Origin of the sequence: Stenotrophomonas sp. GD03958 (assembly GCF_029839005.1) — a bacterium.
Classification (GTDB): domain Bacteria; phylum Pseudomonadota; class Gammaproteobacteria; order Xanthomonadales; family Xanthomonadaceae; genus Stenotrophomonas; species Stenotrophomonas hibiscicola.
Genome location: NZ_JAOBZT010000085.1, coordinates 1 through 16,410, shown reverse-complemented (window position 1 = coordinate 16,410; position 16,410 = coordinate 1). Strand labels below are relative to the sequence as shown.

Genomic DNA, 16,410 nt, shown 5'->3' with positions numbered 1-16,410 from the left:
AGGGGAAGTGGCCTCAGCGCCGTTCCCGTGTGCTGCGAAGTTTCCTTCGTAGCGAAGCCGCCCATTATAGCCGGCTTTTCCGCTTCGTCAACACCTTTTTTCAAGGCCGTCTCACCGGAGTGGACGTTGTTGCCGATGCTGCTTCGTCGTTGGACCCGAGGGCCTTTCGTCGTTGCGAGCCGCCTATTATGCCGGACTTTCCGAGTCCGTCAACACCTTCGTTCGATCAACTCGTTCGCCGGTGATGGCGTTGCTGATCGCGTGCCGTTTCCGAGGAAGCGATGCGTTGCAGCAAGGGGGCGAATTCTAGAGATCCTGCAGATTTCGTCAAGGCTTTTTTTTCATGGTGATGACAGAAGCGCCGCGACTTCAGGCATGACGTACGCTCGAAGATCACTGCGGCGTTGCCCGCGCGTTGCGCGGTCAACGCCGCAACAGCTATCAATGCACGGATGCAACAAGGAGAGACGGCAATGAACATGCAGGTGCGGCAAGCATGGTGGCGCGACCTTTCAGTGCCGGCCGTGGTCGCCGGCTTCATCACCGTGCTGGTCGGCTTCGCCAGTTCCGCAGTGATCGTGTTCCAGGCCGCACAGGCTGTCGGTGCCGACCAGGCACAGATCGCCTCATGGATGTGGGCACTGGGACTGGGCATGGGTGTCACCTGCATCGGGCTGTCGCTGCGCTATCGCGTGCCGGTGGTGACCGCATGGTCGACACCGGGCGCGGCGATGCTGGTGGTCGGTGCTGGTGGCGACTCGCTCGCTGAAGCCACCGGCGCATTCCTGCTCGCTGCGGTGCTTGGCATGCTGGCAGGCTTCTCCGGGGTGTTCGCACGATTGATGCAGCGGGTGCCGATGGCGCTGGCCGCCGGCATGCTGGCCGGCGTGCTGCTGCGCTTCGGTCTGGACGTGTTCGTGGCCATGAATTCCCAACTGGTACTGGCACTGGCAATGTTCGCCACCTGGCTGGCGGGACGCCGCTTGTTCCCGCGCTATGCGGTCATCGCCACACTGCTGGTCGGCATCGCGGTCGCAGCCAGCCGTGACCTGCTGCACGCACAGCAGGTGCAGCTGCAGCTGGCGGTGCCGCAATGGGTGACCCCGTCCCTGTCCTGGACTGCGGTAGCCAGCATCGCCCTGCCCCTGTTCGTGGTCACCATGGCCTCGCAGAACATCCCCGGTGTGGCAGTGATGCGTGCCTCCGGCTATGACGCGCCGGTGTCGCCGCTGATCGGCTGGATCGGCGTGGTCAATACATTGCTGGCGCCGTTCGGTGCCTACGCACTGAACCTGGCCGCGATCACGGCCGCGATCTGCATGGGCCGTGATGCGCACGAGGATCCGGCACGGCGCTACACCGCCGCCATGGCCGCTGGGGCTTTCTATATTGTCATCGGGCTGTTCGGTGCCACCGTGGCCGCCCTGTTCGCGGCTTTCCCAAAGGAGCTGGTGGCCTGCGTGGCCGGTATCGCGTTGTTCGGCACCATCGCCAACAGCCTGGCCAGTGCGCTGGCAGTAGAGCAGGACCGCGAGGCGGCACTGGTCACCTTCCTGGTCACCGCCTCCGGCGTCTCACTGGCCGGCATCGGTTCGGCGTTCTGGGGCCTGGTGGCCGGTGCGCTGTGCCTGCTGGTGCTGCGGCCGCATCAGGGCCGCTGACCTGTCCTACCCCGCCAGTGCGGCGCCGACGGTGCTCAACACCACCGAGATGACGATGGCGGCCAGTGTGGCGACCACGCTGGTGCCGCCGCGTGCGGTCAGCTCGCTGCGCAGCCGTGCGTCATCGCCGCCGCTGACGGCACGGGCTTGGGCGATCAGGCGTTGGCAGTGTGTCAGGTACCAGGTGTTGCCAAAGGTGCCGGTGGTGACGCTGAGCGCGATGGTGATGACCAGCGATACGCCTTCGGGCACATCCAGCAAGGTCTCCACCACGCTGATCAGCAGCAGCAGGCCGACCCACATTGCCGCCAGGCGGTACATCCTGCGGTACATCATCCAGATCGGGCCGAGCAGGAAGGCCGGCCAGTGCCAGGTTCCACTGGCGGTGGCAATGCCCTGATCCAGTCGCCAGCGCTGGCGATAGATCGGGAAGTTGCCGCCGACCACGCTGGCGTACAAGGCCATCTCGCCCTCCAGCCCCGCGGCGGCAGCCGTATCCGGTGCAGCGGCGGGGGCTCGATACGGATCGGACGGATCGCCGACACTTGGCGCAACGACCTCAACCGGTGGGGCTGTGTCGATATCCGGAGCCGGCGACATCTCGATGGGCGTTGAATCCTGTTCCAGCTCCGCCAAGGGGCGCCACGAGGGCATGCCTTCGCGCCACAGCAGCGTGCGTGCCGTCACCGTGCCGTCCTGCTGCAGGCGACGCAGGGCGGCCAGGTCAACCGGTCCTTCGCTCTGCCTGCTGTTGGCGTACCACCACTGTGCGTCCTGCATGAAAACATCCTTGCTGCGTTGATTCGTTACCGGGTTACCGGTGTCCACGGTGCCGCGGACAATGTCTGTGACAGCACATGGCTGCCACCCGGCGGCAGGGTCACCACGTCGGGTCCGGCGTTGGCCGCTTCCAGGCAGACGTAGTCGCGCCAGCCCTCACCCACATCTGCCATCTTCGCTGCAGCCTCGGCACCGGGATTCCACGCCACCAGCGAGCGGCTTCCTTCCGTACGGATGTCGATGCGGCGTTTCAGCACCGGATCACGCAGGACATAGTGACCCTTGGCCTGCGTGTAGATGCGGTCGCTGCGCCCGGGATCACGGGGATCGCGCAACGTCCAGGCGCCCTGCTGCCGACGCGGCGTCGCATAGTTCTCGAACTTGTCCAGATAGTCCAGTCCGTCCACGCCGTCCACATCCACCGCGCTGGCATCACCCACGCGGAAATAGTTGTGCAGCGCCTGGGTGATGCTGGCAGGGGAACTGCCGACGTTCTCGGTGATCAGTCGCTGGGTCAACTGGCGGCCTACGCGCACAGTCATCCTCAATCGCAGGTCCAGGCTCTGCAGCACCGGGGGTGCCAGCGTGAGCTCGATGCTGCCGTCGTCCAGGCGACGGGCCTGTTGCAGTTCCCACGGCACGGTACGGACGAAACCGTGGGCGGGCACGTCGTTGCCCTGGCCTTGGCGGCCGAAGTACGGCCAGCAGACGGGGCTGCCTCCGCGGATCGGCGTGGGCAGTTCGGCGCGCCGGGGGGACAGCCACATCAGATCCGGCTGGCCCTTGGGCACGAAGGAAAGCAGCTGGCCGCCAAACACACTGATGGCCGCGCTGGCGTCGGCGGTTTCCACCAGCCAGGCATCGAGCCCCTGGTACTGCCCGCTGCGTACACCCTGGATCTGCTGCACGTGGGATCGACTCCGTATGGCCGGCGATTGCACGGCACTGTAGTTGCTGGGAAGCATGAAACGCGTGGGCACCGGTGCAGTGCGCGGCGCGTTCTGCAGAGTGCGAAGGATACGCTGTCCCGCGCGCCCATCTGCGTTGGCCCAGCCCAGGCGCTGCTGCTCGACCTGGATGGCGCGACGCGTGGCCGTACCGATCATGCCGTCGGCGCTTCCGATGTCGTGGCCGCGGGCCAGCAACAGGGTCTGCAGCTGGCGGCGCTCATCGCGGCCGATACCGGGATCATCGGTCGGCCAGGCCGTGGCCAGGCCCGTGCCGCCACGCAGCTGGTCGGCCAGCGTGGCGATCGCCAGCGCGTAGCTTTCGGCAGCGTTGTAGCTGTAGATCGCGTCGTAGTTGCGGAACACCAGCAACGCCGGGCCCTTGCCGCCCGCCGGCAGCAGCAGGGCCGCGCGCGCGTCGGCAGGCAGGTTGGCCGGGGCCAACGCGCTGCCATCCAATGCGGTCACACCTTGCGCACGCCAGTCGGCCAGCGCCCGACGCTGGGTGCGCCCGGCCTGGCTGGCGTCGAAACCGGGCGGGATACGCACTTCCATGCCCCACGGCTCTCCGCTGCGCCAGCCGGCGCGCTTGAGGTAATTGGCGGTGGAGGCCAGCGCATCGGGAATGCTGCCGACCAGATCGCGGCGGCCATCGCCATCACCGTCCACGGCGATGCGTGCATAGGTGCTGGGCATGAACTGCGTATGCCCGAAGGCGCCGGCCCAGGAACCGGTGAGCCCCTGTGCCTGCAGGTCGCCGCGGTCGATCAACTTGAGCAGGGCCAGCAGCTCACCACGGAAGAAGGGCTGGCGGCGGCCGGCACAGGACAGCGTGGCCAGCGACTGCAGCAGCGGGCGCTTGCCGAACACACGGCCGTAGTCGCTCTCCACGCCCCAGACCGCGACGATGGTGGCCGGATCGACGCCGTACTGGGCCGACACCCGATCAAGCAGGGCCCGATGCTGCTGCAGCAGGACGCGCCCATCGTCCACGCGCTGGCGATCGACCAGCGCGGCCAGGTAGTCCCAGATCGGCGTGGTGAATTCCGGCTGCGCGTCGAGCAGGCCGAGCACGCTGGGATCGGGGGTGAGCCCGGCGATAATCCCATTGAAGCGGTCGGCACTGATGCCCTGGCTGGCGGCTGTCGATTGCAGGACGGCCAGGCAGCGGCTGAAAGCGGCATCGCTGCTGGCCGCAGGCGCTGCTGTCGAAGCGGGTGCCGCGGCGAGCACGGCCGCCAGGCCGAGCGTGGTCAGAATGGGCATGGCGTCCTCCGTGTTGCCGTTGCAGGGCCATCTTAGGCGCAGCGTAGGCGAACCTGAAGCAGCGCGGGCTGGCGGCGGCTAAAGGGCGCGAAGCAGGCGCAGGCCATAGGCCGGGCTTTCAGCATCCCAGCGCCGCACGACCTGCAGGCCCGCTGGCAGCAGCAACGCTTCGAAGCTGTCGTCGGTGTACTTGTGGCTGTATTCGACGCGGATCGGCTCGTCGGCCTGGAAGTGGAAGGTGCGGCCATCCAGACGGACGTCCTGTGCGCGCTGGCTGACCAGATCGGTTTCGATGCGCAGCCGCGCGATGCTGTAGCGGGCGCGGTGGCGGAAGCCGTCCAGATCGAAGTCGCTGCCGATCTCGCGGTTCAGGCGCGCCAGCAGGTTGAGGGTGAATGCAGCAGTGATGCCCTGCACGTCGTTGTAGGCGGCTTCGATCAATGCCGGGTCCTTGTGCAGATCGATGCCGACCAGGGCCAGGCCATCGCGGCCCATGGTCTGGCGCATCGCGCGCAGCAGTGCGACGGCATCCTCTTCGACGAAATTGCCCAACGTGGAGCCCGGGAAGAACAACAGGCGCCGCGCAGGCTCGCGTTCCGGTGCCGGGACGGCGACCGCGCGGGTGAAGTCGGCACAGACCGGCAGCATCTCGACGTCCGGCAGCGCCGGGGCCAGATGGTCGATGCTGGACAGCAGCGCGGCGCGCGAGATCTCGATGGGGGTGTAGGCCACGGGGTCCTGCAGTGCCGCCAGCAGCAGCGCGGTCTTGCGGCCACTGCCGCTGCCCAGCTCCACCACATGAACATGAGGACCGACGCTGCGGGCGATGTCCGGCAGCACCCGCGCCAGCAGCGCCAGCTCGGTACGCGTGGGGTAGTACTCGCAGGTCTGCGTGATCTGCTCGAACAGGCGTGAGCCGCGTGCATCGTAGAAATACTTGGATGGCAGCTGGCGCGGTGTGCGCGACAACCCGGCCACCACGTCGGTGAGGATCTGCTGGCGGCCGGGGGTGAGGTCGGTCAACGCCTGCAGCGCGTCGTGCACGGTGCTCATGTGAGGTCCCTGGCCAGGCGCAGTCCGGAGAACTGCCAGCGCGCCGGCGGCATGAAGAAATTGCGATAGCTGGCGCGCACATGGCCCCGTGGCGTGACGCAGCTGCCGCCGCGCAGCACCCATTGGCCGCACATGAACTTGCCGTTGTACTCACCGAGGTTGCCCGCGAAAGGGCGGTAGCCGGGATAGGCGCCATACGCGCTGTGAGTCCACTCCCAGACATCACCGAACAGCTGGCGCAGGCCGCTGCCCTGCTCCGCCTGCGGGTGCAGGTGATCGTCATCGGCAAAGTGGCCCCGCACCGCCTGAGACGCGGCCGCGGCCTCCCACTCGAACTCGCTGGGCAGGCGTGCCCCGGCCCAGCGGGCACAGGCATCGGCCTCGAAGTAGCTGAGATGGCAGACCGGCGCGTGCGGATCCAGTTCGCGCCAACCGCCCAGGGTGTATTCGCGCTGCAGGGTGTCATCCCAGTACAGCGGGTGCTGCCAGTCCTCGGCTTCACGCAATGCCCAGCCTTCACTGAGCCACCAGCGCGGTTCGCGGTAGCCGCCGGCATCGATGAAAGCACGGTACTCGGCATTGCTGACGGGACGTTCGGCCAGAGCATGTGCCGGCAGCAGCACGCGGTGCGGCGGCGATTCGTTGTCGTAGGCAAACGCAGCGTGCTGCGGCCAGGCTGCAGCGCCGACGGTAACGATGCGCTCGGGTGATTCGATCCAGCCCTGTGCACTGGCAGCGCCAGGGGGGGTGGGCAGGTCCTCGCGGTAGGCCGGCTGCAGCGGATTGCACCAGAACGCGTGCTTGATGTCGGTCAACAACAACTCCTGATGCTGTTGTTCGTGCTGCAGGCCCAGCTGCAGGTTGTGCAGCGCGTGTGGGTCCAGGTCACCTGCCGATAGCCGCGACTGCACCTGTGCATCGACCTGCTGGCGATAGTCATGCACCTGCTGGAGCGAAGGCCGTGAGAGGAGGCCGCGCTGCGGCCGGGCATGGGCCGGGCCGATACTCTTGTAGTAGCTGTTGAACAGGTAGTCCCATGCAGGGTCATGTGCAGGCGCAGCCGGGAAGCCGGCCAGCACGAAGCGTTCGAAGAACCAGGTGGTGTGGGCCAGGTGCCACTTGCTGGGGCTGGCATCGGCCATGCTCTGCAGCATGGCGTCCTCGGCGCTGAGCGGGCCGGCCAGTTGCATGCTGCGCGCACGCACGCGTGCGAACTGGTGGGCGAGATCGTGCTGCGGGGCAGCGACGGCGGCGGGTACGCTGTCCATGCCGACAGCATCGGTGCCGGCAGGTGAGTGCGATGTCATGGTACGGCGTCACTTCGTTCACATGGATGGGCCTGCCGCATTCAAGAAGCCGCCCCGAACGCCGCTAACGGCAATGCTGCGGCCGCGTCGTCACCGCGCTGGAATTCCTGATTGCCCCTGCATCCGCTCCGCCAGCCTGCGCACTACCTGTTCGTGCTGCCCGCCGTGCTGGTTGCCGTGGTGCTGTGGGCGGCGTTGGGCAACGAAGACGTGGCCAGTCCGGCCCAACGCGTTCTGCCCTGGCTGCTTGCCTGCCTCGGTGCCGGCCTGGCCCTTCTCTACCACCAGGTGCGTGCGCTCTGCCTGCTGTTGGTGGTGGCAGTCATGTTCGCGATCCTGCACCAGGATGTCGGCGGCTACCTGCGCAGCGGCCATGTCAGCGCGCTGACACCGCTGCGCTTCCATGCCATCTCGGCGTGGCTGCCGTTGCTGTTCGCCGGCCTGTCGTTGTGGCCGGAGCGTGGGCGGCGCAGGCACGACCTGCTGTTGCGCTCCGTCGCCAGCAGTACGGCATTGCTGATCTTCCTGCTGCTGGCCGCGCAGCAGCCGCGCGGCATGCATGATCTGCTGTCGAACCGTCATTGGGCGTGGATCCCGGCCGACTGGAACGCGCTGGCGCAGCTGCCGGCGCTGCTGTTCCTGCTGGCCACGGCGGCGCTGGGTTGGCAGGCATGGCGGCATCCGCGGCCGCTGCACACGGCTATGCTGCTGGCGCTGCTGTGCCTGTGGTGGATGCTGCCGAGGGTCTTCCTGCAGCCGGTGCTGCTGCCTGCGCTGGCCAGTGCGGCCCTGCTGCTGATGCTGGGCGCGATGCTGCAGGAGTCGTTCCACATGGCGTTCCGCGACGAACTGACCGGCTTGCCGGGGCGCCGCGCCTTCAATGAGACCCTGCAACGGGCGCGCGGCACCTACAGCATCGCGATGGTGGACGTGGACCACTTCAAATCGTTCAACGACACCCACGGCCACGACACCGGTGACGACGTGCTGCGGCTGGTGGCCTCCCGCCTGGCGCGGGTGGGTGATGGTGGACGTGCGTTCCGCTACGGCGGCGAGGAGTTCGCGGTGGTGTTCCTGGGCCAGCCGGCCGACGCCTGCATGGAGGCCGTGGAAGCCTTGCGGCAGAGCATCGAGGACACCCGCATGCAGCTGCGCGACCGCAGCACCCGCAGCCGCGACGATGACGCCGGGCGTCAGCAACGCGGGCGCGGCGGCAGCGGCCCGGTGGTGCAGGTGACGGTGAGCATCGGCCTGGCCGACAGCCTTGTGGACCCGCGCCCGGCAGCGGTGGTCAAGGCCGCCGACCGGGCGCTGTACGCCGCCAAGGACGGCGGCCGCAACCAGATCCGGGCGAACGCCGGGCAGCGGGCTGAGGCTCAGACTGCGTCGAGGTAGTACCAGCGACCGTCGATGCGCAGGAAGCGGCTGTGTTCGGTCATCTTCACCGCGCTGCCGCCGCCTACCCGGTAGCGGGCGGTGAACCTCACCTCGGCGCTGTCAGCGCCGGTGACGGTGTGCTCATGGACGGTCAGGCCCAGCCAGTGCGTACGCTGCCCGGGCGTGTCTTCCAGCGACAACTCGACCGGACGCGTGTCCGGATGCCAGCTCTGGCGCAGGTAGCCTGCGAGGCCCCGCACGTACGCGCTGTAGCGCGAACGCATGAGGCGTTCGGCGTCGGGGACGGTGTCGCCGGCATGGAAACGGCCACAGCAGGCGGCGTACTCCGCGGGTAGCCCGCAGGGACAGGGATCGGCAGGTTTTCGGCTCATGCGCGCATTGTCGCGCGGGGCGCCGCCAGCATCCATCGGCGAAGGGCGTATGCTGTCGCGCCCCCACCTTGATTGATCGCCGTGCTGGAACTGGTTCCCCCCGAGTTGTGGTGGCTGGTGGTGATCGCCTTCATCGCCGGTCTTGTGGATGCCGCCGTCGGTGGCGGTGGCCTGGTGCAGCTGCCGGGACTGTTCACGGTGCTGCCGCAGCAGACACCGGCGATGCTGTTCGGCACCAACAAGTTCAGTTCGATGTTCGGTACCGGTGCGGCTGCCTGGCGTTACGCGCGCAACGTGCGTTTCCCGTGGAAGCCGGTACTGTTCGCGGCCGGTACCGCCTTCATCTTCTCCTTCGCCGGGGCCACTGCGGTAAGCCTGCTGCCCAAGGACGCGGTGCGCCCGCTGGTGCTGGTCCTGCTGATCGCGATGCTGGCCTACACGCTGTGGAAGAAGGACTTCGGCGCGTTGCACCGGCCACAGGAGATCGGCCGCCGCGAACTGGTGATCGCACTGGCGATCGGTGCGGCGATCGGCTTCTACGATGGATTCTTCGGGCCGGGTACCGGCAGCTTCCTGATCTTCCTGTTCGTACGCTTCTTCGGGCTGGATTTCCTGCGCGCGTCAGCGGCATCGAAGGTCGTGAACCTGGCGACCAACGTGGCAGCGATCTCGTTCTTCGTGCCGACCGGCAACATCCTGTGGCTGTTCGCGCTGCCGATGGCCGCAGCCAACATCATCGGTTCGGTGGTAGGCACGCGCCTGGCGCTGAAGGGCGGCACGCCGTTCATCCGCAAGCTGTTCGTGGGGCTGGTGGTGGTGCTGATCGCGCGGATGGCGTGGGACACGTTCCGCGGTTCGTGAAAGCGGTTGCCGGCCAGCGGCCGGCACTACCGGGTCGTGAAACCCGCCCATGGGTGGTGCCGGCCACTGGCCGGCATTTCCCATTCGATCGGCCGGGTCAGGCCTCGGCTTCTTCCGGTTCGTTGGCCTGCTGGCGACTGCGCTCGGGCAGCTTCAGGCGCTTGCCTTCTTCGTCGTACTCGATCAGCAACACCCCGGAGTCGTGGCGGCCGCTGATTTCGACGAAGCAGGCGCCGCCGATGAACGGTTCAAGCGTCATCACCGACTTCAGCGGGGTGGCGACCACCATCTGGAAGCCGAAGTTGTCGAAGATGTTCATCGCCAGCGCGGTGAACTCGTTGTCGGCCTTGTCGAAGGCCTCGTCGAGCACGACCGCCGCGTAGCTGGGCAGCTGGCTGTCGGCGCCGCCGAGCTGGTAGCGCAGCGCTGCCGCCAGGCAGGTGGTGGCGAGCTTCTGGCGCTGGCCACCGGACTTGCCGGCGCCACTGCGGTAGATCTCCACCTGCTGGCGCGTTTCTGCATCCAGCTCGACGCCGATGAACTCCACGTGCATGCGCACGTCCAGCACCAGCTCCCGCCAGCGCTTGTCCTCGCCTTCCTGCGAGCCCAGTCGGTTGACCAGCTGGCGCAGCACGGTGAACTGCGATTCGGCCAGTTCACGCTGCTCGGTCTGTTGCTGCGACAGCACCTCGCGCAGCTGCAGGTGGAACTCGGCGACTTCCGGCAGGCGGCGGTCGCTCAGTTCGATGGTCAGCAGCGTGCCACGGTTGAACGGCACCTGCTCCAGACTGGCATTCACTTCATCCAGGCGCTGTCCGATCGACTTCCGGGCTTCGGCGCTGTGGCGCTGCAGGGCCAGCAGGTTGTTCTTGCTCTGGTTCTGCAGCAGATCGAAGAAGCGCTCTTCGTGCTGCGGCAGGCCATCGCGTTCCAGGCGTTCGAGGCGGGCGAGGAAGTCCTCGGCCGAGGCCACCGAGACGGTGAAGTCACCCGACTCCTCCGGCCACTGCTGGATGAAGCGGCGGAAGCAGCCGGTCAGCTGGTTCTCGATGCGGTTGAGGTCCTGCTGCGAGGACGACAGCTGCTCGTTCAGCGCGTTGCTGACCTGGCGCATGTGCGCTTCGAGCGTTTCCAGGCTGAGCGGACCCTGCTCCTGCAGGCGCTCGGCAAGGCCGGCTTCCTGCTCCTGGGCCAGGGTCGGCAGCACCAGTGCACGGCTCTGCTGGCGGGCGCGATCGAGACGGTCGCGCTCCTTGACCAGCTGGCCGCGTTCGACGCGAACGTCCTCATAGGTGCGGCGTGCCTGTTCGATATCCGCACGCACGGCGTCGATCTGCTTGGCCAGCCTGGCGAGGTCGGCGTTGCCTTCGCGCAGGTCGCGCAGGGTGGCCTCGATATCGCTCAGGCGCTGCTGCGGAGCGGCGATGTCGATCTCGTTCCAGTTGATGCTGACCAGCTCGTGGCAGGCCAGGCGTCGTTCGTTGTCGCGGTCACGTTGCCCGCGCAGGCGCGCGATGTCGGTCTCGCAGCTGGCGATGCGCTTGGCCAGTTCCTGGGCTTCGCGCTCGAAGGCGCCGACCTTGTCGTGGTTGTTGAAGCCGAGGATCCAGCGGCGGCGGTCGCCCACTGCACTGCGGTCGTCCTTCTCGAAACGGTCACCTGGATGCTTGACCTGGCCTTCGCGGGTGATGCCGCGGTCGACGTTGCGCAGTTGCTTGGCATCCACGCATTCGTAGTCGAAGCGCTTGCCCAGCTCCCGGCGCAGCCAGCTTTCGAACACATGCTCGCGCAGTTCAAGCTTGTGCAGCAGCGATTTCGCCGAGGGTTCGCGCGCGAACGCATCATCGTTGCGGCGCACGCGGTAGTAGGTGAAGCGCATGCCCAGGTGAGTGCGGTTCACCCACTCGGCAACATCGTTGTAGTGCTTGTCGTCGACCAGCAGCGACAGCGCGAAACCGCCCAGCACGCGCTCGATGGCACCCTGCCAGCCCTGCTCTTCCGCGCGGACCTGGATCAGTTCACCTACGAACGGCAACGCTGCCTCGGCGATGCCGGTCTCTTCGGCCAGGCGCGCACGCAGCTTCTGCATCGGCGCCGGGATGTTGGACGGTGTGCGCTGCATCGCTTCGAGTTCGGCACGGACTTCGCCGAAACGGCGCTCGTCATCGCGCTTGCCACCGAGGCGATCACTGATCGCATCGTCCAGTGCCGAGGAGGCACGCTGGCGATCCTGCAGCTCGTTCTGCGCGCGCTCGACCAGTTCGGCGAAACCGTGCGCGTCGTCCGGCAGTTCGGCCCCCAGCTGCTGTGCCGCCTGGCGTGCCTGCTCGCGCTTGGCCTGGCGCCGGTCGCGCTCAGCTTCGGCACGACCCTGCTCGCGTTCCAGTTCCTCAATGCGCTCACCGCCCTGCTGGCGGCGCTGCAGCTCCAGTTCGGCCAGGCGCTCGGTGTGATTGTCCAGTGCAGCACGGCGCTGGGCTTCTTCGCCAAGCAGGCCGCGGTCACGCACGTCCATCTCGCGCAGGCGCGCTTCGATCAGCGCCTGGCGGCGGCTTTCGCGGAAGCTGTCGACGCCAAGTTTCAAGGCTTCGTCGTCACCGCGCCGGCGGTGCATTTCCTTCAGGTCGTTGTAGTAGGCGCGCGCCGGCAGCAGGGTTTCCACCTGGCGGCGGGCGGTGACCACCGCCTGGTGCGCGCCATCGAGCTCGGCGAAGTCGCTGACCAGGCGCTCGGCGGCGTCGAAGGTCTTCGGCGTGTCGAGCATGAAGTCGCGCAGGAAGACGTTCAGGTCGCCCAGGTTCTTCGCCGACTGCGTCTTGTGCAGCAGGCGCAGCGCCATCTCGTTGTCGATGCCGAGCAGGTCGCGGAAGCGCTCGGCGTAGCCGGAGAAGGTGTCGAAATGGTGCAGGTCCGGCAGCTTCTGCTTGAGCTTGCGCAGGTCCAGGTCGAAGCCACCGAGATCCTTGGCGATGTCGAACGGACGTTCGGCGATCATGTAGTGCTTGCGCACATCGCCGGCCGAGGTGCCGTTGCCGGAGATCCACAGCAGGCGCACCAGGCTGACCACGCGGCCATCGCCGGCGCGGTATTCCAGCACCAGTGCGGTCCAGGTGGCACCCTTGCGCAGGTACTGGGTGGCGATCTCGCCGGTGCCGCTGTCCTGCTGGTCGGCCCAGGCGCCACGCACGTAGGACACCAGGTTGCGGTCGCGGCCACTGCGCTCGGCTTCACGCGCAGCGGCGTTGAAGTCGACGATGGCCGGCGGCGTCAGCAGCGCGGACATGGCATCGAGCAGGGTCGACTTGCCCGAGCCGGAGCGGCCGACGAACAGGAAGCCGCGCTCGGCGATCGGCACTTCGGTCAGGCCGTTGAAGGTGCCCCAGTTGTGCACCTGCAGGCGGCGCATGCGGAACTGCTGCAGGCGCGGGTCCGGCAGGCCTTCGTTGAACAGGGCGGGAGTGTGCTTGGAGATAGCCATGCGATGGTCGGGTCTCTCAGGCCTCGGCGGCCGGGGTTTCGCGCAGCTGGCGGTAGACCGCCGAAAGCTGGGACACGTCTTCGGCGGAGAACAGCAGCTTCAGCGCCGGCGAGACTTCGTGGCGGTCGTCCTGGCCGCTGAGGCGGGTCAGGATGTGGTTGTCCTTCATCTTCTGCACCGCCGAGGCAACGCGGCGGTTGAAACCGGCGCGGTCGGTGGACAGGTTCTTTTCGTAGATGGCCAGCGCTTCGGCCATCTCGGCGTCGGCGACCACCGCGCGGTTGCCGCGTGCATCGGCCTCGGCCAGCTGCTGGCGCAGGTACAGCAGCAGCACCGAGTCGATGAAGGTCAGCGGCGAGGTGCGCAGCAGCACCGGCGCATCAACGTCTTCGGTATCGGCCTGGCGGGTGAACGCCACGCCGCTGTCGCGGTCGAGCACCAGTTCCAGGAACAGGTCCGCCAGCGATGAGCGGATGGCCGCTTCGCTGCGGATCAGCGCCGGCCACAGCTTGGCGTGGCGCAGCTGGTCGATGCTGGGGCCGATCAGCAGCTGGCACAGCGCGCGGCGCGCATCCAGCGGCAGGCGCCCGGTGTCGCCGAGGTAGTACACGTCGTTGCCACGGCGGGGCTGCGCCATGGTCGCCGCCGGCTCGGCCTCGTAGGCGTCTTCCGCCACGTCGGCCTGCGGTGCTTCGATGGGATCTTCATGCCAGCTCATGGCGTCTCTCCTGGGTGAACCAAACCAGCGGGATGCGGGCGCGGCGGATCTGGCCGTCGCCACCGCGCCATTGCGCAAGCTCCTGCTCGCCGGCGACCACATTGCCGAAACGCGTGCCCAGCGACAGGTAGCCGATGACGCTGCCGAGGCCCTGCGGCGCTTCGCGCTGCGACAGGGCCTGGGCGATGCTGAGTCGCGGCTGTGCATCGAGCAGGTCGTGCAGGTCGCGGCGCAGGGTGCGGAAATCGATTTCGGACGAAGCCACCAGATCGCCGACGCTTTCCAGACTGATCGCGGCCGCGTCGTTGTACTCGACGTTGCCATCGACCTGGGCACTGCGCGGATCGTGCAGCTTCCATTGCGACCACGAACGCAGGCGGCTGGTGGTCAGCTGCAGGTCGCGGCCGATGCCGCGTTGTGCGGGGAACTCGTCACGCAGCGCCAGCGCTTCGGACTGCGCCTGCTTGAGCAGCTGGTTGAGGCGGCGCTGCTCCAGATAGCCACGGCTCTGTACGAAGCCGCGCAGGCTGCGCGCGAAGTGCTGCAGCACGTCGTGCACCTGGCCACCGCGCTCGAGCATGGTGCTGGTGAAGCCGCGCAGGAAGTTGCGCTCGTTGCGGTCCAGGCGCCGGGCAAAGCCACGCGCCAGCACCGCTTCCAGCGCGGCATCGAGCTGGGCGCTCTGCTCGGCGTCATTGAGCAGGCGCCAGAAGGCCTGGAAGCTGCGCCCGGCATCACTCTCGCCGATCACGTCCACGCCTTCGAACAGCTGCGACAGCACGTCGCCGCGCTCGCCTTCATCGTCGATGATGCGTTCGCGGAACTCGCGGTTGAGCTGCTCGAAGTCATCGCGCACGCGCCGGAAATCCTCGGTCAGCTCGTCGGCCAGGCCGATGATCTGGCGCGCACGTTCCAGGGCGCGCTTGCCATCCAGCGCGGTGACGCGGCCGGCGCCGACGCGGGCGATCTCGGCGTCGATGCGGTCGCGCTCGTCGCGCAGTGCCGACAGGCGTGCGTCCGGATCGGATTCGGTCTGCGCGGCCAGCTGCGAGAGCTGTTCGATGACCAGTGCCAGGCGGCTCTCGGTAGCGGCCACGCGAGCCTGCTCGAGGCCGTCGGCGAAGCGGATCGCCTGTAGCGCTGCGGTCGACAGCTCGTACTGCTCCTGGTCGGCGCCTTCGGGCAGGCGGCGTTCCAGCCAGCCCTGGGCCAGCCAGTGCGCGATGTAGGCCTGCGCGGTACGCGGCAGCTCACGCGACAGTTCGTCGCCGTTGAGCTGGTCCAGCGCACGCTGCAGGCGCTCGTTGAGCACCGACGAAGGCAACGTGCGCTCGCCGTCCATCAGCAGGCCCTGCAACAGGCCGATGATTTCCGGGGCATGGTCGGCGGCAAGCAGCTTCCACTGGGGCTGTTCGCGCAGGTGACGGTAACGGGCAATGCGTTCGCGATGCTTCATGCAGCGAAAAGAGTCATGAGGTCTGGTGGGGACAAGCAGCCACCCACGGCGGCTGCGTGGGCAGCCGTGGGCATGCCGGCCACCAGGGGCCGGCGCGGTGCGGGCAAGCGGCTCAGCGCTTGCCGCCCACTTCGATGAAGCGCAGGAACTCGGCGCGGGTACGCGCGTCGTCGCGGAAGCTGCCCAGCATCTTGGAGGTGACCATGCTGACGCCGCGCTTGTGGATGCCGCGGGTGGTCATGCATTCGTGGGCGCCTTCGACGACCACGCCGACGCCGATCGGCTGCAGCACGTCCTGGATGCACTGGGCGATCTGCGCAGTCATCTTCTCCTGCACTTGGAAACGGCGGGCGTAGGCTTCGACGACGCGGGCCAGCTTGCTGATGCCCACCACCTTGCCGGCCGGCAGGTAGCCGACATGCACGCAGCCGATGATCGGCGCCATGTGGTGTTCGCAGTGGCTTTCGTACTCGATGTCACGCAGGACGATCAGTTCGTCGTAGCCGGCCACTTCCTCGAAGGTCCGCTCCATGTAGGCGCGCGGGTCGTCGCGGTAACCGCTGAACCAGTCGCCATAGGCTTCGGCGACACGGCGGGGGGTATCCAGCAGGCCTTCACGGGACGGGTCCTCACCGGCCCAGCGCAGCAGGGTGCGCACGGCATCCTCGGCCTGGTCCTGGGTCACGTCGCCCTGCGGGGCGGCCTTTTCGTTGTTCTTGCTCATTGCGTACAGCGTCCCGAACGGGGGGCGAGCATCGTACCCGACCGGGGGGTGGGTCGTCCTGTGGGGACGGTTCATCGGGGGGGCGGGCGGCGCCTTGTTTGGTATCGGCTTGGATGGGGAAGGGCGGCAGGGCAGGACACGCCGTAAACCCATCCATGGGGGCTCGGTCGGCGCATCCATGCGCCTCGCGGTCCTGCCCTGCCGCCCTTCCCCATCCCTGACAGTTTCCTGCGGGCGCGGCCGGACCGCCCGAAAGCGGGGGCAAAGGCGGGGGTTCATGGCTTCGGAAGCAGCGCGCCGCTGCTGTGGTGTCTTCTGCTTTGGTGGGTGCGGACCGTTGGTCCGCACTGCTTCTGCTCGTGCTTCCAAGAGCCAACCCACCGCGCTCGC

The 16,410-nt window shown here is 67.6% G+C and carries 13 protein-coding genes; 3 read left to right on the top strand and 10 right to left on the bottom strand.

The annotated features are described in order from the left end of the window. Positions 1-226: 226 nt before the first annotated feature. Positions 227-481, bottom strand: coding sequence for a hypothetical protein (locus tag N5C25_RS18235; RefSeq protein ID WP_125437961.1), 255 nt, complete (start codon positions 479-481; stop codon positions 227-229). Here N5C25_RS18235 and N5C25_RS18230 point away from each other — a divergent pair. Next, on the top strand, positions 474-1,661 hold the full coding sequence (locus tag N5C25_RS18230; protein ID WP_251103033.1) for a benzoate/H(+) symporter BenE family transporter: 1,188 nt from the start codon (positions 474-476) through the stop codon (positions 1,659-1,661). The genes N5C25_RS18235 and N5C25_RS18230 overlap by 8 nt on opposite strands. A 6-nt stretch (positions 1,662-1,667) precedes the next feature. Here N5C25_RS18230 and N5C25_RS18225 read toward each other — a convergent pair whose 3' ends face one another. The 4 genes from N5C25_RS18225 to egtB all read right to left on the bottom strand — a co-directional run bounded on the left by N5C25_RS18225 (position 1,668) and on the right by egtB (position 6,975). Further along, on the bottom strand, positions 1,668-2,441 hold the full coding sequence (locus N5C25_RS18225; protein WP_279937542.1) for a DUF2628 domain-containing protein: 774 nt from the start codon (positions 2,439-2,441) through the stop codon (positions 1,668-1,670). A 26-nt stretch (positions 2,442-2,467) separates the two neighbouring features. Beyond that, complete coding sequence (locus N5C25_RS18220) at positions 2,468-4,654, bottom strand: lytic murein transglycosylase (protein WP_262212900.1); 2,187 nt, start codon at positions 4,652-4,654, stop codon at positions 2,468-2,470. Positions 4,655-4,732: 78 nt separating this feature from the next. Then, complete coding sequence (gene egtD / locus N5C25_RS18215; protein ID WP_049412901.1) at positions 4,733-5,707, bottom strand: L-histidine N(alpha)-methyltransferase; 975 nt, start codon at positions 5,705-5,707, stop codon at positions 4,733-4,735. After that, the gene (gene egtB / locus N5C25_RS18210; protein ID WP_279937539.1) at positions 5,704-6,975 is read right to left on the bottom strand and encodes an ergothioneine biosynthesis protein EgtB; all 1,272 of its coding nucleotides are present in this window, start codon (positions 6,973-6,975) and stop codon (positions 5,704-5,706) included. Before egtB ends, egtD begins: the two co-directional genes overlap by 4 nt. A 150-nt stretch (positions 6,976-7,125) precedes the next feature. Here egtB and N5C25_RS18205 point away from each other — a divergent pair, with 150 nt between their 5' ends. Further along, the gene (locus tag N5C25_RS18205) at positions 7,126-8,409 is read left to right on the top strand and encodes a GGDEF domain-containing protein (protein ID WP_279937537.1); all 1,284 of its coding nucleotides are present in this window, start codon (positions 7,126-7,128) and stop codon (positions 8,407-8,409) included. Here N5C25_RS18205 and N5C25_RS18200 read toward each other — a convergent pair. Further along, positions 8,391-8,783, bottom strand: a complete 393-nt coding sequence (locus N5C25_RS18200; RefSeq protein WP_251103029.1) for a YchJ family protein — start codon at positions 8,781-8,783, stop codon at positions 8,391-8,393. The two genes, N5C25_RS18205 and N5C25_RS18200, sit on opposite strands and share 19 nt — an antisense overlap. A gap of 81 nt (positions 8,784-8,864) precedes the next feature. Here N5C25_RS18200 and N5C25_RS18195 point away from each other — a divergent pair, with 81 nt between their 5' ends. Further along, on the top strand, positions 8,865-9,644 hold the full coding sequence (locus N5C25_RS18195) for a TSUP family transporter (RefSeq protein WP_019658763.1): 780 nt from the start codon (positions 8,865-8,867) through the stop codon (positions 9,642-9,644). 97 nt (positions 9,645-9,741) lie between these two features. Here N5C25_RS18195 and N5C25_RS18190 read toward each other — a convergent pair whose 3' ends face one another. From N5C25_RS18190 to folE, 4 genes are all read right to left on the bottom strand, one after another. Beyond that, complete coding sequence (locus N5C25_RS18190; RefSeq protein WP_279937536.1) at positions 9,742-13,122, bottom strand: SbcC/MukB-like Walker B domain-containing protein; 3,381 nt, start codon at positions 13,120-13,122, stop codon at positions 9,742-9,744. 16 nt (positions 13,123-13,138) lie between these two features. Next, positions 13,139-13,840, bottom strand: coding sequence for a DUF4194 domain-containing protein (locus N5C25_RS18185; RefSeq protein WP_019658765.1), 702 nt, complete (start codon positions 13,838-13,840; stop codon positions 13,139-13,141). Next, complete coding sequence (locus N5C25_RS18180) at positions 13,827-15,296, bottom strand: DUF3375 domain-containing protein (protein ID WP_058983101.1); 1,470 nt, start codon at positions 15,294-15,296, stop codon at positions 13,827-13,829. The genes N5C25_RS18185 and N5C25_RS18180 overlap by 14 nt, the downstream gene beginning before the upstream one ends. 112 nt (positions 15,297-15,408) lie before the next feature. Next, entirely contained in the window at positions 15,409-16,020 is a 612-nt protein-coding gene (folE, locus tag N5C25_RS18175) for a GTP cyclohydrolase I FolE (RefSeq protein ID WP_279937535.1), read from the bottom strand. Positions 16,021-16,410: the final 390 nt, after the last annotated feature.